At 67.4% G+C, this 20,697-nt stretch carries 20 protein-coding genes and 1 tRNA gene; 1 reads left to right on the top strand and 20 read right to left on the bottom strand.

What is annotated here, in order from left to right; all coding sequences use genetic code 11:
• Positions 1-64 precede the first annotated feature (64 nt).
• The 11 genes from G335_RS14330 to rnr all read right to left on the bottom strand — a co-directional run bounded on the left by G335_RS14330 (position 65) and on the right by rnr (position 11,877).
• Positions 65-421, bottom strand: a complete 357-nt coding sequence (locus G335_RS14330; protein WP_231368451.1) for a hypothetical protein — start codon at positions 419-421, stop codon at positions 65-67.
• A 91-nt stretch (positions 422-512) separates the two neighbouring features.
• Entirely contained in the window at positions 513-1,985 is a 1,473-nt protein-coding gene (gene cls, locus G335_RS0105445) for a cardiolipin synthase (protein ID WP_018176106.1), read from the bottom strand.
• 7 nt (positions 1,986-1,992) lie between these two features.
• Positions 1,993-3,186 carry an O-succinylhomoserine sulfhydrylase gene (locus G335_RS0105450; RefSeq protein ID WP_018176107.1) on the bottom strand — a complete coding sequence of 398 codons (1,194 nt, stop codon included), beginning with the start codon at positions 3,184-3,186 and terminating at the stop codon, positions 1,993-1,995.
• A 53-nt stretch (positions 3,187-3,239) separates the two neighbouring features.
• Positions 3,240-4,349, bottom strand: coding sequence for an alanine racemase (gene alr, locus G335_RS0105455; RefSeq protein ID WP_026304768.1), 1,110 nt, complete (start codon positions 4,347-4,349; stop codon positions 3,240-3,242).
• A 7-nt stretch (positions 4,350-4,356) separates the two neighbouring features.
• The gene (gene dnaB / locus G335_RS0105460) at positions 4,357-5,715 is read right to left on the bottom strand and encodes a replicative DNA helicase (RefSeq protein ID WP_018176109.1); all 1,359 of its coding nucleotides are present in this window, start codon (positions 5,713-5,715) and stop codon (positions 4,357-4,359) included.
• A gap of 79 nt (positions 5,716-5,794) precedes the next feature.
• Positions 5,795-6,244 (bottom strand): 50S ribosomal protein L9, encoded by a 450-nt coding sequence (rplI, locus tag G335_RS0105465; RefSeq protein ID WP_018144047.1) that lies wholly within the window; start codon positions 6,242-6,244, stop codon positions 5,795-5,797.
• A gap of 68 nt (positions 6,245-6,312) precedes the next feature.
• Positions 6,313-7,248 carry a hypothetical protein gene (locus tag G335_RS0105470; protein ID WP_018176110.1) on the bottom strand — a complete coding sequence of 312 codons (936 nt, stop codon included), beginning with the start codon at positions 7,246-7,248 and terminating at the stop codon, positions 6,313-6,315.
• A 32-nt stretch (positions 7,249-7,280) separates the two neighbouring features.
• Positions 7,281-7,505, bottom strand: a complete 225-nt coding sequence (rpsR, locus tag G335_RS0105475) for a 30S ribosomal protein S18 (protein ID WP_018144049.1) — start codon at positions 7,503-7,505, stop codon at positions 7,281-7,283.
• Positions 7,506-7,547: 42 nt separating this feature from the next.
• A complete protein-coding gene (gene rpsF, locus G335_RS0105480) occupies positions 7,548-7,952 on the bottom strand; it encodes a 30S ribosomal protein S6 (RefSeq protein WP_018168152.1) in 405 nt (134 codons plus the stop codon).
• Positions 7,953-8,123: 171 nt separating this feature from the next.
• The gene (rlmB, locus tag G335_RS0105485; protein ID WP_018176111.1) at positions 8,124-8,900 is read right to left on the bottom strand and encodes a 23S rRNA (guanosine(2251)-2'-O)-methyltransferase RlmB; all 777 of its coding nucleotides are present in this window, start codon (positions 8,898-8,900) and stop codon (positions 8,124-8,126) included.
• A 106-nt stretch (positions 8,901-9,006) separates the two neighbouring features.
• Positions 9,007-11,877: a ribonuclease R gene (rnr, locus tag G335_RS0105490; protein ID WP_018176112.1), complete on the bottom strand. Its 2,871-nt coding sequence runs from the start codon at positions 11,875-11,877 to the stop codon at positions 9,007-9,009.
• 245 nt (positions 11,878-12,122) lie between these two features.
• On the opposite strand from rnr, the gene G335_RS0105495 reads away from it, so the two are divergent.
• Positions 12,123-12,209, top strand: a tRNA-Leu gene (locus tag G335_RS0105495).
• Positions 12,210-12,361: 152 nt separating this feature from the next.
• Here G335_RS0105495 and G335_RS0105500 read toward each other — a convergent pair.
• The 9 genes from G335_RS0105500 to rnc all read right to left on the bottom strand — a co-directional run bounded on the left by G335_RS0105500 (position 12,362) and on the right by rnc (position 20,663).
• Positions 12,362-13,663 carry an adenylosuccinate synthase gene (locus G335_RS0105500; protein ID WP_018168149.1) on the bottom strand — a complete coding sequence of 434 codons (1,302 nt, stop codon included), beginning with the start codon at positions 13,661-13,663 and terminating at the stop codon, positions 12,362-12,364.
• Positions 13,663-14,847, bottom strand: coding sequence for an ATP phosphoribosyltransferase regulatory subunit (locus G335_RS0105505; RefSeq protein WP_018168148.1), 1,185 nt, complete (start codon positions 14,845-14,847; stop codon positions 13,663-13,665). Before G335_RS0105505 ends, G335_RS0105500 begins: the two co-directional genes overlap by 1 nt.
• 133 nt (positions 14,848-14,980) lie before the next feature.
• Entirely contained in the window at positions 14,981-15,865 is an 885-nt protein-coding gene (gene hflC / locus G335_RS0105510; RefSeq protein WP_018168147.1) for a protease modulator HflC, read from the bottom strand.
• Positions 15,865-17,079 carry an FtsH protease activity modulator HflK gene (gene hflK, locus G335_RS0105515; RefSeq protein ID WP_018144056.1) on the bottom strand — a complete coding sequence of 405 codons (1,215 nt, stop codon included), beginning with the start codon at positions 17,077-17,079 and terminating at the stop codon, positions 15,865-15,867. Before hflK ends, hflC begins: the two co-directional genes overlap by 1 nt.
• A gap of 127 nt (positions 17,080-17,206) precedes the next feature.
• On the bottom strand, positions 17,207-17,605 hold the full coding sequence (gene acpS, locus G335_RS0105520; RefSeq protein ID WP_018168146.1) for a holo-ACP synthase: 399 nt from the start codon (positions 17,603-17,605) through the stop codon (positions 17,207-17,209).
• A gap of 7 nt (positions 17,606-17,612) precedes the next feature.
• A complete protein-coding gene (locus tag G335_RS0105525; RefSeq protein WP_018168145.1) occupies positions 17,613-18,380 on the bottom strand; it encodes a pyridoxine 5'-phosphate synthase in 768 nt (255 codons plus the stop codon).
• Between the two features lie 35 nt (positions 18,381-18,415).
• Positions 18,416-19,072, bottom strand: a complete 657-nt coding sequence (locus G335_RS0105530) for a recombination protein O N-terminal domain-containing protein (RefSeq protein WP_018176113.1) — start codon at positions 19,070-19,072, stop codon at positions 18,416-18,418.
• Entirely contained in the window at positions 19,069-19,989 is a 921-nt protein-coding gene (gene era / locus G335_RS0105535) for a GTPase Era (protein WP_018144060.1), read from the bottom strand. Before era ends, G335_RS0105530 begins: the two co-directional genes overlap by 4 nt.
• A complete protein-coding gene (gene rnc, locus G335_RS0105540; RefSeq protein ID WP_026289529.1) occupies positions 19,986-20,663 on the bottom strand; it encodes a ribonuclease III in 678 nt (225 codons plus the stop codon). Before rnc ends, era begins: the two co-directional genes overlap by 4 nt.
• Positions 20,664-20,697: the final 34 nt, after the last annotated feature.

Consider the following 20,697-nt stretch of genomic DNA (forward strand, 5'->3'; position numbering starts at 1 on the left):
TTCGCGTATCGAGGGGGCGATCCGCAATCGCCCGGGGCCGGGCGGACGCCCGGCTAGGGAGGACTCAGAGAGGGGGACGCAGATCCGGGCCCGAACGGGCGCCGGGACCCATGGCCACGGCCCCCGGAACGGGGCGGGACAGCGATGCAGTGACCGGCTTGGTCACGGAGGAAGGCAAGGCGGAGGCCCCGCAGATACCGCAAACCGCGCACGGCATCTCGCAGCCCGAGAAGTCCGCCTGAACCGCGGGGTCCAAAGGCAGGGGTCCCGAGGGCGAGGTGGCGCCTTGATCCGGACAGTGGCCCGGCGTGGCGATTGCCGCCCCGTGATCCCCATGCATCATGCCCGCACCGGCGATCGGCGCCAGCAACAGCGCGGCGGCAATCAGCAGAGTCAGCAGATGGGACAGGGCTCGCGACACGGGCAGGCCTCGAAAGAGCATTCTTTTTACAAGTCTAGCAGCGTCGCGGACCGGTCACATGAGATAGATCAAGCAGGGAAGCACAACAACATTACAGCACCGGCGCCAGCAGGTAGGCGGCACGCGCGGCCACGCGGCGCCAGAGCGGGAGATCGTTCACGTCCTGCGGAGTCATCTCGCGGGAACGGGCGAAGTCGGCCTCGAACATGCGCGCCGTCTCGCGCGCGAAGGCCGGGTCCAGCACCAGTGCCGTGACCTCGAAGTTCAGCCGGAAGGAACGGTTGTCCAGGTTCACCGTACCCACGGCCGCGCCCATGTCGTCCACCACGAACGCCTTGCCGTGCAGGAAGCCTTCCTCGTAACGATAGATGCGCACGCCGGCGTCCAGCAGCGGCCCCAGGAAGGCGTAGGCCGCATGCGTGGTCAGCGGGTTGTCGGTGACCTCGGGAATCAGCACGCGCACGTCGACGCCGCTCAAGGCGGCCAGCTTGAGCATGCCCTGCACGCCCTCGTCGGGCACGAAGTACGGGCTGGCGATCCAGATGCGCCGGTCCGCCGCGTGGATCGCCTGCTGCATCATCAGGCTGGCGGTCTCGAATTCATCGGCCGGACCGGAGGGAAGGATCAGTACCGGGACCCCGTCCTCCGCCATGGTCGCCGGCTTCCATTCCAGCTCCGGGACCGCCTCGGTGGCCCAGTGCCAGTCCTCCAGGAACACCGACTGCAACGCGAGGGCGGACGGCCCCGCAATACGCAGGTGGGTGTCGCGCCAGGCACCGATTGCCGGATCGCGGCCCAGGTACTCGTCGCCCACGTTCAGCCCGCCGACCCAGGCCTGTTCGCCATCGGCGACCACGATCTTGCGATGATTGCGGAAGTTCAGCTGGAAGCGATTGCCGCGTCCGCGGGTGGAGTGAAAGTGCTGCACGTGCACACCGGCCTCGCGCAGGGTATCCAGATAGGATCCGGGCAGGCGGTAGCTCCCGATCTCGTCATACAGGAAATAGACCTCGATACCGGCCTCGGCACGCTCCACCAGCCGGCGCTGGAGTTCGCGCCCGATCGCGTCGTCACGCACGATATAGAACTGCACCAGCAGGTAGCGTTCGGCCTGCTCGATCCCCCGGAAGATGCTGTCGAAGGTCGCCTCGCCGTCCACCAGCAGCTCGACCTCGTTGCCGTGGAGAAACGGCCAGCGGGCGAGCTGCTGGACGCCGTCCAGGTGCTTGCTGGGTTCCTCTGCGAGGTACTGGTGGGACCACAGCTCCTCGGTCTTCGGCTGCAGGGCGCGGGCCAGGCTGGAGTCCTCGTCGCGGCGCGCCACGACATAGCCGCGAAACTCGCTGGCGCCGAACACCCAGTAGGCCGGGACAGCCACATACGGCACGGTGTTGAGTGAAACGATCCAGGCCACCGCGCCCTGCGATGTGCGGGTGGACATCAGCGCATCCAGCGAGGACAGGAAGCCCAGCAGGTGGAACGCAATGACCACAGTCAGCAGGACGCGCCAGCGCGGGCGCGGCCGGCGCGGCTGCGAACGGGCCTCCCCGCTGGAAGCCGACATACCCGTCTCAGCCCAGGGCGTCGAGGCCGCGCGCCAGATCGCGCTGGATGTCGGCGACGGCCTCGAGCCCGACCGCGACCCGCACCAGGGCCTCGGTAATACCCTGGGCCTCGCGCTTCTCCGGGTCCACGCGACCGTGGGTGGTGGTGGCCGGATGGGTAATGGTGGTCTTGGCATCCCCCAGGTTCGCGGTGATCGACAGGAACTGCGTGGCGTCGATCACCGACCAGGCGGCGTCGCGTCCGCCGGCGACCTCGAAGCTGAGCACCCCGCCGAAGCCACTTTGTTGCTGCTTCGCGATCGCGTGCTGCGGGTGATCTTCGAGGCCGGGGTAATGCACGGCCGTGACCGCGGGGTGGGATTGGAGCCACTGCGCCAGATTAAGTGCGTTATCGCTGTGCGCGCGCATGCGCAGGGGCAGCGTCTCCAGCCCCTTCAGGAACACCCAGGCGTTGAACGGCGACAACGTCGGACCCGCGGTGCGCAGGAAGCCGTAGACCTCCTTGCCCACCCGCTCGGCGCCGCCCACCACGGCACCGCCGAGGCAGCGGCCCTGGCCATCAAGGAACTTGGTCGCCGAGTGGATAATGATATCGGCTCCCAGATCCAGCGGGCGCTGCAGGATCGGCGTGCAGAAGCAGTTGTCCACCGCGAGCAGCACGTCGCGGCGATGGGCGATGTCGGCCAGCGCACGGATGTCCACCACCTCGCCCAGCGGGTTGGATGGCGTCTCGCAGAAGTACAGCCGCGTGTTCGACTGCGTCGCCTGTTCCCAGGACTCGAGGTTCGACAGCTCGACGTAGGTCACCTCGACGCCGAAACGCGCCAGGTAGTTGTTGAACAGCACGGTGGTGGTCCCGAACACCGAGCGCGAACAAACCACGTGATCGCCCGCCTTCAGCAGGCCCATCATGGTCGCCAGGATCGCGGACATCCCGGAGGCGGTCGCCACGCAGGCCTCGCCGCCTTCCAGCGCGGCCAGGCGGTCCTGGAAGGTGCGCACGGTGGGGTTGGTGAAGCGCGAATAGATATTGCCCGGGACCTCGCCACCGAAGCGCGCGGCGGCCTCCGCGGCCGAGCCGAACACGAAGCTCGAGGTCGGGAAGATCGCCTCGGAGTGCTCGCCCTCGGGCGTGCGCTGGTAGCCATAGCGGATGGCGACGGTCTGCGGGTCGTATTCGCTGGGATCGAAATCGGTCATTGGGGTCTCTCGGGCCACGGATTGCTGACCGGACAGTGTACCCGGCGTTTCCGTCAGTTTCCGGGCTGCAGCCGGTCCGCCACGCGCGTGAGCACGTCGTAGCTGATGGTGCCCGCCGCGCGGGCGACCCGCTCCACCGGCAGGCCCTCGCCCCACAACGTCGCCATGGCACCGACCTGCACCTCCGGCAACCCGGACAGGTCCACCGCCAGCATGTCCATGGAGACACGCCCGATCAACGGGCAGAGCCGGTCCTGCACAAGGATCGGCGTGCCCGACGGGGCATGCCGCGGGTAGCCATCGGCATATCCCATTGCCACGATCCCGGCACGGCCCGGAGCGGCGGCGGTCCAGGTCGCGCCATAGCCCACCGTACTGCCAGGCTCGAGAGGCTGGGTGGCGATGATCGGGGCGCGCACGGTCATCGCCGGGCGCAGATCACCGTCCGGGCCCTCCGGGAGGTGCTCGACGGGGACCGAGGCCGGATGCGCGCCGTAGAGCATGATGCCGGGGCGTGCCCAGTAGTCGCCGGGCGCCGCCGACGGTCCGCCCTTGCCCCAGCCGGCGAACAGGGCCGCCGAATTGGCCACGCTACGGAGCCCCGGAAAAACGGAAACCGTCGCGCCGAATTGTTCCAGCTGGCAAGCATTCTGCGGATGCCCGGGCTCGTCGGCGCACGCCAGGTGCGTCATCCAGTGCAGGCCACCGCACCCGTGTCCGGCGGCCTGCAAACGCGTGGCGACGCGCTTTGCCACCTGTGGCGCGAAACCCAGGCGATTCATGCCGGTGTTGAGTTTGACCCAGACCACGGGAAGCACCACGCCAGCGGCGTCGAGATGGTCAAGCTGCGTCGCGTCGTGCAGCACGGGCTGCAGGTCGAACTCGGTACAGGCACGCGCCTCGGAGACGTCGCGCGGGCCCTGCAACACGAGGAGTGGGCCGCCGAAGCCGGCAGCGCGCAAGGCGCGGGCCTCGCCGATCTGAGAGACCGCCAAACCATCGCTCGTCTGCGCAAGGGCCTCGGCCGCCCACAGCAGACCATGGCCGTAGCCCTCGGCCTTGATGACCGACCACATCGGAACGCCCGGCGCCAAGCGGCGCGCCACACCCAGGTTGTGTCGGAGCGCCTCGGGATGAAGGTGGATGCTGGCCGCGCGTCTCACGTCGTGCCTAGTGGCCGATCTCGCCGTAGACGTCGGGGGCGTAGTTCTCGAAACGGGTGAACTGCCCGTGGAAGGTCAGGCGCACGGTCCCGATGGGACCATTACGCTGCTTGGCGATAATGATCTCCGCCGTGCCCTTGTCGGGCGACTCGTCGTTGTAGACCTCGTCGCGATAAACGAAGGCGATGATATCCGCATCCTGTTCAATAGCCCCGGACTCGCGCAGGTCGGACATCACCGGGCGCTTGTTCGGACGCTGTTCCAGCGAACGGTTGAGCTGCGACAACGCGATCATCGGCACACTCAGCTCCTTCGCCAGGGCCTTCAAGCCACGCGAGATATCCGAGATCTCGTTGGCGCGATTCTCGCTGCTGCCGGGGGATTGCATCAGCTGCAGGTAGTCGACCACGATCAGGCCCAGGCCCTTGTGTTCGCGCATCAACCGCCGGGTCCGTGCTCGCAGCTCGGTGGGCGAGAGCGCCGGCGTATCGTCGATGTACAGCGGGGCCTCGGACAGCATCTGCACCGCGCTGGTCAGGCGCGGCCAGTCGCCATCCTCCAAGCGTCCGGAGCGCAGCTTCTGCTGGTTGATCCGCCCCATCGAGGACAGCAGGCGAATGGCCAGCTGCTCACCCGGCATCTCCATGGAGAAAATCGCGACCGGCTCGGAGTTCTTCATCGCCACATACTCGGCAATGTTCATCGCGAACGAGGTCTTGCCCATCGAAGGCCGCCCGGCCACGATCACCAGATCGCCCGGATTCAGCCCCGAGGTCAGGGCATCCAGATCCTGGTAACCGGTGGCAATCCCGGTGATCGGATTCTGGCTTTCGTAGAGATACTCGATCTGGTCCACCGCCGCCGTCAGCAGTGGCTTCATCCCGCGAAAGCCCTGAGCCCCGCGCGCACCCTGCTCGGCGATGCGGAAGACCTTCTGCTCCGCCACGTCCAGCAGTTCCTTGGAACCGCGGCCTTCCGGGGTATAGGCGGAATCGGCGATCTCGGTACCTACCGAGATCAGCGAACGCAGGATAGAGCGCTCGCGGACGATATCCGCATAGGCCACGATGTTGGCGGCACTCGGCGTCTCGGCGGCCAGCCGTCCGAGATAGGCCATGCCCCCGGCCGATTCCAGCTCGGTCGTGCGATCCAGCTGCTCCGACACGGTGACCATGTCGAACGGGGCATTACGATCCGCCAACGCGGACACCGCCCGGAAGATCAGGCGGTGATCATGGCGGTAGAAGTCGTCTGCAGTGATGCGGTCCGCTACCCGGTCCCAGGCAGCGTTATCCAGCATCAGCCCTCCGAGGACCGCCTGCTCGGCCTCCTCGGAATGCGGGGGGACCCGCGGGTTCGGGATCATGGGCGAGTTCATGCGACGAACCCGCCCATGTGCCGGGTATCAGCGACCCGGTGGGGCCACCCTCCCGACATCCGGCGGATCACTCTTCGCCGATCACGACGACGCGGATGTCGACGTCCACGTCCGAGTGCAGGTGCAGGCCGATCTCGAATTCACCGGTGGTGCGCAGCGGACCTTCCGGCATGCGCACTTCGCGCTTTTCGACTTCGGTACCCTTGGCGGTCAGCGCGTCGGCGATGTCCGCCGGGCCGATGGAGCCGAACAGCTTGCCTTCGCCACCGGACTTCGCGGTGATCTCGAGCACGGTTGCGTCCAGCTTTTCCTTGCGGGCCTCGGCCGCAGCCAGGGCCTCGGCCGCCGCCTTTTCCAGTTCGGCGCGACGCGCCTCGAATTCGGCGATGTTCTCGGCGGTGGCAAACTTGGCCTTGCCCTGCGGCAGCAGGAAGTTGCGCGCAAATCCCGGACGCACGTTGACGCGGTCGCCCAGGGTGCCCAGGTTATCGATCTTTTCCAGCAGAATGACTTCCATCTTTGGTATTCCTGTAACGTTTGATCAGCCCCCGAAGGGGCGCATTCTACACCGGTCTCGGACCGGTCTCACGGATTGTTGTCACTGTCCTGCCCGCCCTGCGCGGAACCGGGGCCCAGTCGCGAGCGGATATCCGCCCAGGCGTCGATCACCCCGATGGTGGCCAGCAGCAGAAACATCTGCGGCATGGCCAGGGCCAGGAGCACGTACATCCCCACCAGCCAGAAACTGCTCATCCCCTGCCGGAAGGTCAGCGCGTGCATCAGCGCGATCCCCTGCAGGAAGAACAGCACCGCCAGGATGAACGCCAACTCGGTGGCCACCGGGACCGGGCCCAGATGCCCGATACCGGCCAGCAGCAGCGTGACGGCACTCAGCATCCGCCCGAACTGCAGGCCCCGGAACTCCTCGCCGAACGCCCCCGGGTTGTACAGCAGTGCCTGCCAGTAGCGACCCAGCAGCACGGCCAGCGTCAAGCTCAGCAGCAGGATCCCGGCCAAGAGCCCGGTCAGGTACGGCGCCGCGCGGCGCAGCCCCGCCTCCAACTCCTGTGGCCCGGTGTCGCTGCCCTCGACCAGAGGCCCCAGCAGGGCCATGCCCACCTCGGCCCAGGTGGACTCGAGATCCGGCACCAGCAGGTGCACAGCCAGCACGCCGACCCCGGCGACCGCGGCGGCGACCTGCAGCGTCATGCGCCACGAGATCGTGCGCCGCAGCAGCTCGGCGAGCAGCGCCACTGGCGCCCACTGCACCACCCCGGCAACCACCCCCGCGAACAGCGGGGCTTCCGGGATCAGGACAAACATCGCCACCCCGAGCACCACTGCGGACAGCACCATCACCAGGAGTGCCTGGCGCAGGCCGATGCGCAGCCCCACGAGGGCGATCAGCGCACTGCTGAGCAGCGCCACCGGAGGCAGGAACAGGCCCGCCACGCCAAAGCCGGAAACCGCGCCTACGGCGCGGCTCCGGCTTTTCATCGCAAATTCGGCCAGCACGCGCATATGGCGACGGCCCCGGCGAACCGGTGCGGGACTTAGTGGTTATCGCTGTACGGCAGCAGGGCCAGGAAGCGCGCACGCTTCACCGCCGTGGCCAGCTGGCGCTGATACTTCGCGCTGGTGCCGGTGACACGGCTGGGCACGATCTTGCCGGTCTCGGTCACAAAACCCTTCAACAGATTCAGGTCCTTGTAATCGATGTACTCGATGCCTTCGGCGGTGAACTTGCAATACTTGCGGCGACGCGGAAAACGGGCCATGTCAGATCTCCTTCAATGATTCGGTCAACGAACGGGCGGGATTTACTCGGCGGAAGCCGAGTCGTCGGAGGCGCCTTCGCCACCCTCGTCGTCACGCTCGCGGCGACGGCCCTTGCCACTCTCCTCTTCCTGGCCCTTGGCCAGCGGGGAGATCTCGGTCACGGCCTCTTCCATGCGCATTGCCAGGTGGCGCAGCACGGCATCGTTGAACCGGAAGGCACTGGCGAGCTCTTCCATCGCCTCTTCCGAGGCCTCGATGTTCATGAGCACGTAGTGGGCCTTCACCAGCTTCTGGATCGGGTAGGCCAGCTGACGGCGGCCCCAGTCTTCCAGGCGGTGGATCTTGCCTTCATGACCTTCGACCAGGCCCTTGTAGCGCTCGATCATCGCCGGGACCTGCTCGCTCTGGTCCGGGTGGACCAGGAATACAACTTCGTAATGACGCATCGGGAACTCCTTGCGGGTATCAGCCTCCCGTCAAATGCGGTGAGGCAAGGGTTCGACCCAGCGGACGCAGCCGCAGGGCAGAAAGGCGCGACACGATAACCGAAGCGGGCGCCAACAACAAGCAGGGAGCCGGCGCAACAGGGGTTTGCACCGCCCCCGGAAGGCTACCGGCTACGCAGAACCAGCCGGCGGACCTTCGCGGCGCTGACGGACCGCCTCGAACAGGGTGACGCCGGTGGCGACGGAGACGTTGAGGCTTTCTACCGCGCCCTGCATCGGCAGGGCCGCGAGGTGGTCACAGGCCTCCCGGGTCAGACGCCGCAGGCCCTCGCCCTCGGCCCCCATGACGATCGCGGTCGGCGGGCGCAGGTCCAGGTCATAGAGGCTCTCACCCCCCTCCCCAGCGAGGCCTACGGTCCACATCCCGGCATCCTTCAGGGCTGCCAGCGTCCGCGCGAGATTGCCGACCGTCACCACCGGCACGGTCTCGGCGGCCCCGGACGCCACCTTGATGGCGGCGGGGGTCAATGCGGCGCTGTGATGGCGCGGCATGACCACCGCCCCGGCCCCGGCCGCATCCGCGGTCCGCAGGCAGGCCCCGAGATTGTGCGGGTCGGTCACCCCATCGAGCACCAGCAGCAGATCCAGGCCATCGCGCACCCGGGTGATCAGGGCCTTTTCGTCCAGCAGCGGGCGCGGCGTGCAGTGCACGACCACACCCTGGTTCTGGAACCCCGGAAGCTGTTGATCGAGCCGCTCGCGGCCTACCCGCTCGATCGAGATACCCCGCGACTGCGCCAGCGCTCGCAGGCGCTCCAGGGCGGGTTCGATGGGGTCGGGCGCCAGCTGCAGTCGCTTGACCCGCTCCGGGGCCCGCTGCAACACGGCGGCCACTGCGTGGATGCCACCAAAGGTCTCGGCGCGGCTACCCTTGCCCCCCTTGCTCATCGCGGACCTCCGCCACGGCGATCCCGCCACGGGTCAACGCCCCGGCGGACACCGTCTGAGCAGCCCCCGAGCAAGCGAGGGAACAGACGCGGGTTCACCCGGCGCCTCAGGACGAGGACGGACGTCGACGACGGCTGCGGCCACGTCCGGACCCAGAGGATTCCTTGGCCTTGGCCGGGCGATCCGCACTCGGCTCGACAATGGTATTTCCGTCCTTGTCGGCCTCGGGGCGCGGCGGCGGAACCGCCTCGTTGCCCGGTTCCGGGGCATCGCTGTTGCCTTCATCCGGCGCGTTCCGCGGGCGGCGTGCGTTGCCCCGGCCACGTCCGCTGCCCCGGGTCCGTTCATTCCCCGGGCTTGCTTCATTCCCCGGGCTCGCCTCATTCCCCGGGCTCGCCTCATTCCCCGGGCTCGCCTCATTCCCCGGGCTCACCTCATTCCCTGGGCTCGCTTCATTCCCTGGGCTCGCTTCATTCCCTGGGCTCGCTTCATTCCCTGGGCTCGGCTCTTTCTCCGAGCTCGGTTCTTTCGCCGGGCTCGGCTCGGCAGCAGGGCTCGTGTCGCCACCGGCGGCCCCACGGCGGCGGCCACCACGACGGCGGCGCTTCTTCTTCGGCGCCGGGGCATCATCGTCGGCCGCGGGCGCCTCCGGCCCGGCTGCTGTGGGTTTTGCCTCAGGCTCGGGCGCTGCTGCGGTTGGTTCGGCGGCGGCCTCGACCGGAGCCGCATCGGCATCCTTGCGGCGCTTGCTACGACGGCTGCGCTTTTTCGGCGGCGGAGCGGCGGGACTCGGCTGGCCCGCTTCCTGGGCCAGGGCCAGATCGATCTTGCGATCATCCAGGCTCACCCGGGCCACCTGCACCTGGAGCTCGTCGCCGATACGGAACACCCGGCCACCGCGTTCGCCGGTCAGGCTGTGGCGTGCCGGGTCAAAGTGGTAGAAGTCGTTGTCGAGGCTGGTCACGTGCACCAGGCCCTCGATGTAGACGTCCTTGATCTCCACGAACAGACCGAACCCGGTGACTCCGGAGACCACGCCGGGGAAGGTCTCGCCGACCTTGTCCTGCATGTACTCGGCCTTCAGCCAGGCCACCGCGTCGCGGGTCGCGTCGTCGGCGCGTCGCTCGGCCATCGAGCAATGCTCACCCAACTGCTCCATGTCGCCATGCGAGTACGGAAAGGCCTTGCCACTGCCCTTGCGCAGCACATGGCGAATGCCGCGATGCACCAGCAGGTCCGGATAGCGGCGGATCGGCGAGGTGAAGTGCGCGTAGTCGTCCAGCGCCAGGCCAAAGTGGCCGTCGAGTTCCGGGGCATACACCGCCTGGCTCAGCGAGCGCAGCAGCACGGTCTGGATCAGCTGCTGGTCGGTGCGCTGGCGCGCCGCCTTCAGGACCTCGGTGTAGTCGGCGGGGCTCGGCTCGTCACCACCACCCAGGCTCAGGCCCGCGCCATTGAGGAACTCGCGCAGGTCGTCGATCTTGTCCGACGGCGGCTGATCATGGATGCGGTACAGCGCCGGCACCTTGTGCTTCTTGAGGAAGCGCGCGGCGGCCACGTTGGCCATGATCATGCATTCCTCGACCAGGCGATGCGCATCGTTGCGCACCGTCGGCACGATCTTCTCGATCTTGCGGTCCTCGCCAAAGACGATCTTGGTCTCGGTGGTGTCGAAGTCGATCGCGCCCCGGCGATTGCGCGCCGCGTGCAGGGCCTTGAAGGCCTGGTGCAGGGTCTCCAGGTTCGGCATCACATGCGCGTTCTGCTCGCGCTGCGCCGCGTCGCCGTCGAGCATCGCGGCCACGTCCTCGTAGATCAGGCGGGCGTGCGAACGGATCAGTCCCTCGTGGAAGCGATAGCTCTTCAGCGCCCCGCGCGCACCGATCTCCATCTCGCAGATCATGCTCAACCGGTCCACGTTCGGATTCAGCGAGCACAGACCGTTGGACAGGGCCTCCGGCAACATCGGGATCACGTTGTTCGGGAAGTACACCGAGGTGCCGCGCGTGCGCGCCTCGCGATCCAGCGCGGCGTCGCGCTGGACGTAGTGCGACACGTCGGCGATCGCAACCCACAGCCGCCAGCCCTTGCCTTCCGGCTCGCAGTACAGGGCGTCGTCGAAGTCGCGGGCGTCGTCGCCATCGATCGTGACGAACGGCTTCTCGCGCAGGTCCAGGCGATCCTTCTTGTCTGCCTCGGCCACCTCGGCGCCCAGCTCGTCAGCCGCCGCGGTGACCTCGTCCGGCCACTCGTGCGGCAGGGCGTGGGCGCGGATCGCGATGTCGATCTCCATACCCGGCGCCATGTGCTCGCCCAGGACTTCCTGCACGTCCCCACGCAGGCGCGCCGAGCGTGAAGCGGATTCACGGATGCGCACGACCACGATCTGGTCGTCCTCCGCCTCGCCCAGGCCGTCCGGCGGCACCAGGATGTCGTGGGTGATGCGCTTGTTGTCCGGGGTCAGGATGCCGACACCGTCCTCGATCTTCAGGCGCCCGACCACCTGGGTGGTGTTGTGCTCCAGGACCTCGACAATCCCGCCCTCGCGGCGGCCGCGACGATCCACGCCCATGACCCGGGCCAGAACCCGGTCGCCATGAAATACCCCGCGCATCTGCTTCGGCGACAGGAACAGGTCGTCATCCTGCTCGTCCGGCACCAGGAAACCAAAACCATCCGGGTGACCGATCACGCGCCCGCGGATCAGGTCTTCCTGGTTGACCGGCAGATAGGCACCGCGACGGTTGCAAAGGGCCTGCCCATCGCGCTCCATCGCCTTCAGGCGGCGGCGCAGGGCCTCGAGGCGATCCTCGTCGTCGATCTTCAGACGTTCCGCGATCTCGTCGTAGGACAACGGATTGTCGGCTTCCTGCAGAAGCCCGAGGATGAACTCGCGACTGGGGATGGGGTTGTCGTATTTCTGCGCCTCGCGCTCGAAATTGGGATCGGCGGGGGTCTTGCGACGTTGTCTTGGCATTCAGTGAACTCTGTGGATGTTGCAATGGGCAGCCCCTCGCCGGGAATCCGGCTGGGCGCGCAAAGCGCCCATTATGAGGCATGCGGAATTTTGTTGCGCAGGGGACGCGTTTGCGCGCCCCCTGCCGACCACACCGGAGGGAAACATTCCCGCTCCGGGGCGTTGACAGCCCCCCAGCCGCGCACTATATTGCGCGCTCCTGAAGCGCAGGACACACGGTTTCCTCATTGTGTGTCGTCCCTCGTGCCGAGGTGGCGGAATTGGTAGACGCGCTAGCTTCAGGTGCTAGTGGGGGTAACCCCGTGGAGGTTCAAGTCCTCTCCTCGGCACCATTTTTCAGCTGTATTCGAATCCCTGTTATACGCGAAGCGACACCCGTGAGGGTGGCGGATTTTCTGCGTGGCGAATCCCACCTGCTCCGCCACTCGGCTCGCCGGAGCCCGCACGGTGGTGCGCGCCCCGACGTGCCCAGGGAGACACGCAATCAGCTGTCGAACGGGTCGCGCAACACCAGGGTCTCGTCACGATCGGGCCCCGTGGAGACCATGTCGACCGGCACCCCGACCACCTCGCTCAGACGCTCCAGATAGGCGCGGGCATTAGCCGGCAACTGGTCATACTCGCGGATCCCGACCGTGGATTCCGTCCACCCCGGCATCTCCTCGTAGATCGGCGTGCAGGCCGCATAGGCCTCGGCGCCGGACGGCGGCGCCTCGCGGGTCTCGCCATCGCAGTTGTAGCCCACGCAGATCTGCACGTTCTCCAGGCCATCCAGCACATCCAGCTTGGTCATGCACAATCCGCTGATGCTGTTCACCTTGACTGCTCGCTTCAGCGCGACGGCATCGAACCAGCCGCAGCGCCGTGCGCGCCCCGTGGTGGAACCGAACTCATTGCCCTGCCGCGCCAGGTGTTCACCCATGTTGTCGAACAGCTCGGTCGGGAACGGTCCGGCGCCCACCCGGGTCGTGTAGGCCTTGGTGATCCCCAGCACGTAGTCGAGGTCGCGCGGCCCCACACCCGACCCGGTGGACGCACCACCCGCGGTGGTATTCGACGAAGTCACGAACGGATAGGTGCCGTGGTCGATGTCCAGCAGCGTGCCCTGGGCCCCCTCGAACATGACGTCCTTGCCCTGCTCGCGCAGCTTGTGCAGGCGGCCCGCCACGTCGGTGACCATCGGCTGCAGGCGCTCGGCGTGCGCCAGGCACTGCTCCAAGACCTCTTGCTGGTCGATGGTCGCGGCCTTGAAGTAATGCTTCAGCGCGAAGTTGTGATAGTCCATCACCTCGCCCAGCTTGGCCGCCAGGCGTTCGCGGTGGAACAGGTCGTCCAGGCGCAGGCCCCGGCGCGCAACCTTGTCCTCGTAGGCGGGGCCAATGCCGCGCCCGGTGGTCCCGATCGCGGCCTTGCCACGGGCCTTTTCGCGCGCCAGGTCGAGGGCTACATGGTAGGGCAGGATCAGCTGGCAGGCATCCGACAGGCGCAGACGGTCTGCCACCGGCACACCCTTGGCCTCCAGCTCTTCCATCTCGGTGATCAGAGCCTCGGGCGAGAGCACCACGCCATTGCCGATCATGCATTCCACGCCCTCCCGCAGGATGCCCGACGGGATCAGGTGGAGCACGGTCTTCTCGCCATCGATCACTAGGGTATGCCCGGCATTGTGCCCGCCCTGGAAGCGCACGACGGCCGCGGCATCCTCGGTCAGACGATCGACAATCTTGCCCTTGCCCTCGTCACCCCACTGGCTGCCCAGTACGACTACAAAACGTCCCATCGCCATCAATGCTCCACTACTGTCCATTCCCCGGCGCGCGGCTCGAGCCGCGCGCCCCCGGGTACTTCGTTGTCCTGGCCTTCCAGCTCGCGCACTACGCGCACGCCGCGGGCACGGAGATCCGCAATGGCCGCCTCCAGCGCCACATCGCCGGTGGCCGGTGCCAGCACCGTCTGACGAGGCGTCATCGGCGCCCCGGCCTCGCGGCGCACGAAGGCGCGCAAATCGGTGCTGAAACCGGTGGCCGCCCGTGCGCGGCCGAAGACGCGACCGATCTCGTTATAACGGCCACCGCGCGCGATCGCCTGGCCGGACCCGGGCACGAAGGCCGCGAACACCAGACCGGTGTGATAGGCATAGCCGCGCAACTCGGCCAGGTCCAGGTGCAGGTCCAGGCCCGGCTCGCTCGCCTCAAGCCGTGCGACCACAGCCTGCAGGTGATCCAGCGCCACCGCCACCTCGGCGGGTGCACCGGCCAGGGCGCGACGGGCAGCGTCGAGTACCGTGGCGTCGCCATTCAGATCCACCAGGGAGCGCAGCCGCGCACAGGCCGCCGGATCCATGCCGCCGGCCTGCCAGGCCGCGAGGGTCTGTTCGATCTCGGGCACGCTCTTGCGCTGGAGTTGATCGAAAAATTCCTGCTCCTGGCTCGCATCCAGACCCGCATCCTGCGCCAGGGCACGATAGATCCCGACGTGGCCGAGATCCATGCTAGGACGTTCCACTCCGCAGGCGGCCAGGGTCGCCAGCATCAACCGGATAATCTCGAGATCACTATCGATCCCGTCATGGCCAAACAGCTCGGCCCCGGCCTGAAGCGGACTGCGTGAACCCGACCATTCATCTGCACGGGTACGCAGCGCACTGCCCACGTAACAAAGCCGATTCGGGCCCTGGACACGCAGACGGTGAGCATCGATCCGCGCCACTTGCGGGGTCAGGTCTGCGCGCACGCCCATCATGCGGCCAGTGAGCTGATCCGTCAGCTTGAAGGTCTGCAAATCCAGCGCGTGCCCGGCACCAGTCAACAGGGACTCCAGATACTCCGCCAGCGGCGGCATCACCAGGTCATAGCCCCAGGTGTCGAACTGGTCCAGCACGCGCCGGCGGAGGTCCTCCAGACGGCGCGCAGCATCCGGAAGGGCCTCCTCCAGCCCGTCCGGCAGCAACCAGCGGTTGATATCGGTCATCTCGTCCCTGCTCTTGTGCTGTGATCCGCCACGCCCGAGTGGCGGCCCGGCAAAAATCGGGCCCGGAATCTTCCGGGCCCGTTGCAAACGGCCACCTTCGAGGCGGCCACGGCGGACCGCCTCCGCCCCTCCTTTACCGGGTCGGCAACGGCGCCGGGCGTTCGCCACCGGGGGCGTTGAAGAACTGGAAGAACTCGGAGTTCGGTTCCAGGATGAAGGTGCTGTTCTCGCCACTCATGCTATTGCGGTAGGCGATCAGGCTTCGATAGAAGCGGAAGAATTCCTGATCCTCGCCAAACGAGCGCCCGAGGGTCTCGGTGGCGATCGCATCACCGCCACCGCGGATCTCTTCCGAGTCCCGATAGGCGTTCGCCAGGATGACCGTGCGTTCACGGTCGGCGCGCGAGCGGATGCGCTCGGCCTCTTCCTGACCGCGGGCGCGGAAGTCCTGGGCGACCCGCTGACGCTCGGCGCGCATGCGCTCGTATACCGACTCGGACACCTCTTCCGGCAGGTCCATGCGGCGGATGCGGACATCAACCAGGTCGATCCCCAGCTCCTGCGCGGTCTCCAACGCAGTCTGGCGCACCGCACCCATGATCGTCAGGCGTTCGCCAGCGACCACGTCCTGCAACTCGAAGCGTGCAAACTCGTTACGCATCCCGTCGCGCAGGATCTGGGCCAGGCGCTCTTCGGCCAGACGCTCGTCACCACGGGTGGCACGGTAGAACTGACCGACATCGTCGATCCGCCACTTGGCGTAGAAGTCGACAATGATGTTCTTCGCCTCGGAGGTCAGGAACCGGTCCGGCGGGATATTCAGCGTCATGATCCGGGCGTCGAACTTCTCGACGTTCTGGATCAGCGGGAACTTGAAGTGCAGCCCAGGGGCCGGGTCGACCTCCCGGATCTCCCCGAGGGCGAACTTGATCACGCGGTCACGCTCGTCGACGGTGTAGGTCGACAGCGCGACCACGATCCCGAGCACGACTACGGCAATACCGACGATGCGAAACATTAGCGAACCTCCCGCGAACGCTGGGCGGCCGGGCTGCGATCGCCCAGTCGGTTCGTGCCCGTGCCACTGTTGCCGAACGTGCTGCGGCTGGTATCCAGCGGCCGCGGTGTTGGCGTGTCACCGGAATTAGTGGTGGAGCGCTGCCCCTGGAACAGTTGATCCAGCGGCAACATCATCAGGTTGTTACTGCTGCCCACATCCAGCATTACCTTGCGGGAATCCTGCAGCACGGCCTCGACGGCCTCGAGGTACAGGCGGTCGCGGGTTACGTCCGGCGCCTGCTGGTATTCGGCCAGCAACTGATCGAAGCGCGAGGCGTCACCCTCGGCGCGCGCGATCACCTGGTCCCGGTAACCCTCGGCCTCCTCGATGATACGGGCGGCCTGACCGCGTGCCCGCGGAATCACACCGTTGGCGTAGGCCTCGGCCTCGTTGCGGAAACGCACCTCGTCCTCGCGGGCACGAATCGCGTCGGCAAAGGCCTCCTGCACCGGCTCCGGCGGCTGCGCCTGCTGCATGGACACGGCCGTCACGATAATGCCCGCGCCATAGGAATCGAGGTTTTCCTGCATCACCACTCGCGAGGAGGATGCGATCTCGCCACGCCCCTCGCCGAGGATGAAGTCCAGGTTGTTCTTGCCGATACGCTCGCGGATCGCCGACTCCATCACCTGGTTCACGGTGGTGTCGGGGTCGCGCACGTTGAACAGGTAGTCGACCAGATCGAGGACGCGGTACTGCACCGCGATGTCGACATCAATGATGTTCTCGTCACCGGTCACGATCAGCGCACGGTGGGAGAGCGTACGCACGTTGTCGACATTCTCGATCTCGACGCGCTCGATCGGGTACGGCAGGTGCCAGCCCGGCCCCGGGTTTTTCACTTGCTGGAATTCGCCGAAACGCAGCACGACGCCGCGCTCGCCTTCCGAGATGATATGGAATCCGGAGGCCAGCCAGACAACCACGGCAATGATCAGGCCGAGGCTGACCAGGGCCTGCGTGCCGCGCCCCATGCCGCCGCTTCCGGAACCGCCGGAGCCGCCACTGCCGCCCCCGCCGAAGATGCCGTTCAGCTGACGCGACAGCTTGCGCATCATTTCTTCGAGATCGGGCGGCTGGTTACCGCCTCCGCCGCCACCGCTACCGCGCTGGCCGCCACCACCCCCACTCCAGGGGTCGCGGTTGTTGTTTCCCGGTTCGTTCCAGGGCATGGAGTGGACTCCGTCGCTCGCTCAGGGCTGCGCCCGACGCGGAATCCATGGAGACCGGCGGGCATAAGGGGTCACATTCTAGGGAGGCGCCTCCGGGCGGGCAACCACGCCCGGAGGGAAATGGGGGTTACTCGGGGCCCATACCGGCCGGCTCGGCCTCAATCACGACAAACGCCTGGGCGTAATCGCGCTCGTCGCTGATGCTGAGATGGATGGTCCCGGCGCCCAGACGCTCGGCCGTGGCGCGGGCACGCCCCTCCAGCACGAACTCCGGCCGACCACGGGCATCATGGGTCACGCCGGCCTCGGCCAGTGCCATATCCGCCCCGATGCCGCAGCCGAGCGCCTTGGACAGGGCCTCCTTGGCGGCGAAGCGCCGGGCGAGAAAACCGGCCGGGTGTTCGGGCGGCAGGTCCGCGCGCTCCAGCGGGTGCAGGATACGTTCCGCCAGGCGCGCACCGTGGCGCTCCCACATGCCCTGCATGCGCGCGACCTGCACCAGATCGGTTCCGATGCCCAGGATCATCCGGCGCTCAAACCGGGTACTGACCGGGCGGCAGACCCTGGCGCGCGGCATCCATCAGGCCGCGCATATGGCTGACCGCCTCGGGCAGGCCGGTGAACAGGGCCCGGGCCACGATCGAATGCCCAATGTTCAGCTCGTGAAACACCGGGTTGGCAGCAATCGGCCGCACGTTGTCATAGTCCAGCCCGTGCCCCGCGTTGATGACCAGCCCCATGGCCCGGCCGGCCGCAGCGGCCTCGTTGATCCCGCCCAGGAGCCGCTCGCGCTCGGCGACATCGCGGGCATTCGCATAAGCACCGGTATGCAACTCCACCACCGGGGCGCCGATGGCCACGGCGGCCTCCAGCTGGCGCACATCCGGCTCCACGAACAGCGAGACCTCGATCCCGGCGGCGGTCAGCGGCGCAACAAACGCGCGCAAACGCTCCAGCTGGCCCAAGGCATCCAGGCCGCCCTCGGTGGTCAGCTCCTCGCGCTTCTCCGGCACGATACAACAGGCCTCCGGGCGCAGCTTCAGGGCGATCGCCTGCATCCCCTCGGTGGCGGCCATCTCCAGGTTCATCGGGACCTTCAGCCGCGGCTTGATCCCGAACACGTCGTCATCCTGAATGTGGCGCCGGTCCTCGCGCAGATGCAGGGTGATCGAATCCGCCCCGCTGGCCTCGGCCAGGCGCACGGCCTGCATCAGGTCCGGGTACGGCGTATGCCGCGCCTGGCGGATGGTGGCGATATGGTCGAGATTGACCCCGAGCTTCAGCGGAGCAGGATGCGACATGATGCGATGCCCTTGTATGGCTGCGGTCCGGGCCACTACAGCAGACCCCGGGTCCGCAGCGGCCGCCCGGCCAGATGGGTGTCGATCAGCCGACGCATGAAGTCGCGGCTGACGCGGGCCTGATTATCCGGCACGTCGCAGGCGCTGGCCAGCGCCTGCAGCGCGACACCGGGGATCGCCTCGCTGCGACCGGCGGCCACACGCTCGACCCCCGCCTCCGGGTCGTAGCGGTACCAGGCATCGGGGTCCAGCTCGGCCGGGTCCACGTGTTCGAGCCCGGAATCGAGTGGTGCGAGCAGGGCCCATTCCGCGCGGCGCAGGACCGTATCGGCGCGCTCGCGGGCGGCCAGCCGGGCATAAGCGGATAACAGCGCCGGGAGGGCCTCCGGGATCGGTGCGTCGCGTGGGTACAGGCGCAGGATCAGTTCGTTCAGGTACAGCCCGCAGACCAGGGCCCGCCCGGTCAGCGGGAAGACCCGCTGCTGCTCGGCCACATTCAGCGTCGGCAGCTCGCCGCGCCCACGCCAGGCGAGATCCAGCAGCACGAAGGGCTGCACCGATCCGGCCTTGCCGCGCACCACTACCGACAGGCGCCCGGCCTCGGCGGTGAGCAGGTCGAGCACCCGGCTGTTCTCGCGTAGCGGGCGGGCGTGCAGGACCACCCCCTGGGTGAGCCCGGCGGTCGCGCTCACCGCGATTCTTCGATCCCGAGGTCACGCAGGGCGCGCGGGTTGCGGGTCCAGTCGGCCTCGACACGCACGGTCAGGCGCAGCATCACCTTGCGCTCCAGCAGCGCCTCCAACTGGACGCGCGCGGCCTGGCCGATACGCTTGAGTCGCTGCCCGCCCTTGCCGATCACGATGCCCTTCTGGCTGTCGCGCTCGACCAGGATCACGGCATCAATGTGGGTGGTGCGCGGCTCGTCCGACCACTCCTCCACGCGCACCGCCACCGAGTACGGGACTTCCTGCCCCAGATGCTCCAGCATGGACTCACGGATCATCTCTTCGGCACGAAAGCGCTGCGGGCGATCCGAGAGCTGATCCGGGTCGTACAGGAACGGTCCCTCCGGGATATGCGCCCGAATCTCCGCGATCAGACCGTCCAGGTTGGATCCGGTCTTCGCCGAAAGCGGTACCACGCCGACATAGCCGAAGGCCGCGGCGCGGGCCTCGATGAACGGCAGCAGTTCTTCCTTCTCCCGACACTGGTCAACCTTGTTGATCACCAGGAGTGCCGGACGCCCGGAATGACGGATGGTCTCCTCGATGCGCTCGTCGCCGGGGCCGAACTCTCCAGCCTCGACGATGAAGCAGACCAGATCGGCATCAGCCAACGCCTGACTGGCCGTACGATTGAGGACTCGATTCACCAGCTGGGTACGCTCGGTATCGATCCCCGGGGTATCCATCAGTACGACCTGGTCCTGCCCCTCGGTCACGATGCCGAGAATGCGATTACGCGTGGTATGCGGACGCCGGGTTGTGGCCGCCAGCTTTTCGCCGACCAGGCGGTTCATCAGCGTGGTCTTGCCCACGTTGGGTCGGCCAATCAGTGCGACCAGCCCGCAGTGCGTGGTGGCGGGTTCGGGGACTACGGTTTCACTCATTGTTCCTGTACCTGTTGCAGGCGTTTCAGGGCCGCCTCGGCCGCAGCCTGTTCGGCGCGACGGCGCGAGGAGCCCTGGCCACGTTGGCCCCAGCCCTGGGTGGGCAGGTGGACCGCCACGGTGAACTGGCGCTTGTGATCGGGGCCGACCACCTCCAGCACCTCGTAGACCGGCAGATCCGCATTGCGGCCCTGCAGTTGTTCCTGCAGCCGGGTCTTGGGGTCCTTCAGCGATTCGGCCGACGGGAGATCGTTCAGGCGCTCGACATACAGCGCCAGGGTAAAGTCGCGCGCGGCCTCCATCCCGGCCTCGCGGTAGGTCACCCCGATCAGGGCCTCCACCGCATCGGCCAGGATGGAGTCGCGGCGCTGGCCGCCACTCTTGCGCTCGCCCTGCCCCAGGTTCAGCGTGCCCTCGAGGCCGGTCTCCCGAGCCAGATCCGCCAGCGACTCGCGATTGACCAGCGCCGCACGCAGGCGGGTGAGATCCCCTTCCGGGGCGTCCGGGAGCTTCTCGTACAGGGCGTCGGCGATCACCAGCCCAAGGACGGCGTCACCCAGGAACTCCAGGCGCTCATTATTGCGCCCGCCGGCGCTGCGGTGGGTCAACGCCTGATCAATCCCGTCGCCGTCGCGCACGGCCGCGGGCAGCAGACTGCGAAAATCCCGGCTCACGAACCCACCCGACAAAGCATGCAAGGAACCGACG

The organism is Thioalkalivibrio sp. AKL8 (assembly GCF_000380525.1).
Taxonomy (GTDB): domain Bacteria; phylum Pseudomonadota; class Gammaproteobacteria; order Ectothiorhodospirales; family Ectothiorhodospiraceae; genus Thioalkalivibrio; species Thioalkalivibrio versutus.

Excerpts from the sequence above, each read along its gene's own strand:
- cls (WP_018176106.1), bottom strand. The coding sequence starts at position 1,985 with ATGTCGGCTTCCAGCGGGGAGGCCCGTTCGCAGCCGCGCCGGCCGCGC.
- G335_RS0105450 (WP_018176107.1), bottom strand. The coding sequence starts at position 3,186 with ATGACCGATTTCGATCCCAGCGAATACGACCCGCAGACCGTCGCCATC.
- dnaB (WP_018176109.1), bottom strand. The coding sequence starts at position 5,715 with ATGATCCCGAACCCGCGGGTCCCCCCGCATTCCGAGGAGGCCGAGCAG.
- rplI (WP_018144047.1), bottom strand. The coding sequence starts at position 6,244 with ATGGAAGTCATTCTGCTGGAAAAGATCGATAACCTGGGCACCCTGGGC.
- G335_RS0105470 (WP_018176110.1), bottom strand. The coding sequence starts at position 7,248 with ATGCGCGTGCTGGCCGAATTTGCGATGAAAAGCCGGAGCCGCGCCGTA.
- rpsR (WP_018144049.1), bottom strand. The coding sequence starts at position 7,505 with ATGGCCCGTTTTCCGCGTCGCCGCAAGTATTGCAAGTTCACCGCCGAA.
- rpsF (WP_018168152.1), bottom strand. The coding sequence starts at position 7,952 with ATGCGTCATTACGAAGTTGTATTCCTGGTCCACCCGGACCAGAGCGAG.
- rlmB (WP_018176111.1), bottom strand. The coding sequence starts at position 8,900 with ATGAGCAAGGGGGGCAAGGGTAGCCGCGCCGAGACCTTTGGTGGCATC.
- rnr (WP_018176112.1), bottom strand. The coding sequence starts at position 11,877 with ATGCCAAGACAACGTCGCAAGACCCCCGCCGATCCCAATTTCGAGCGC.
- G335_RS0105500 (WP_018168149.1), bottom strand. The coding sequence starts at position 13,663 with ATGGCGATGGGACGTTTTGTAGTCGTACTGGGCAGCCAGTGGGGTGAC.
- G335_RS0105505 (WP_018168148.1), bottom strand. The coding sequence starts at position 14,847 with ATGACCGATATCAACCGCTGGTTGCTGCCGGACGGGCTGGAGGAGGCC.
- hflC (WP_018168147.1), bottom strand. The coding sequence starts at position 15,865 with ATGTTTCGCATCGTCGGTATTGCCGTAGTCGTGCTCGGGATCGTGGTC.
- hflK (WP_018144056.1), bottom strand. The coding sequence starts at position 17,079 with ATGCCCTGGAACGAACCGGGAAACAACAACCGCGACCCCTGGAGTGGG.
- acpS (WP_018168146.1), bottom strand. The coding sequence starts at position 17,605 with ATGATCCTGGGCATCGGAACCGATCTGGTGCAGGTCGCGCGCATGCAG.
- G335_RS0105525 (WP_018168145.1), bottom strand. The coding sequence starts at position 18,380 with ATGTCGCATCCTGCTCCGCTGAAGCTCGGGGTCAATCTCGACCATATC.
- era (WP_018144060.1), bottom strand. The coding sequence starts at position 19,989 with ATGAGTGAAACCGTAGTCCCCGAACCCGCCACCACGCACTGCGGGCTG.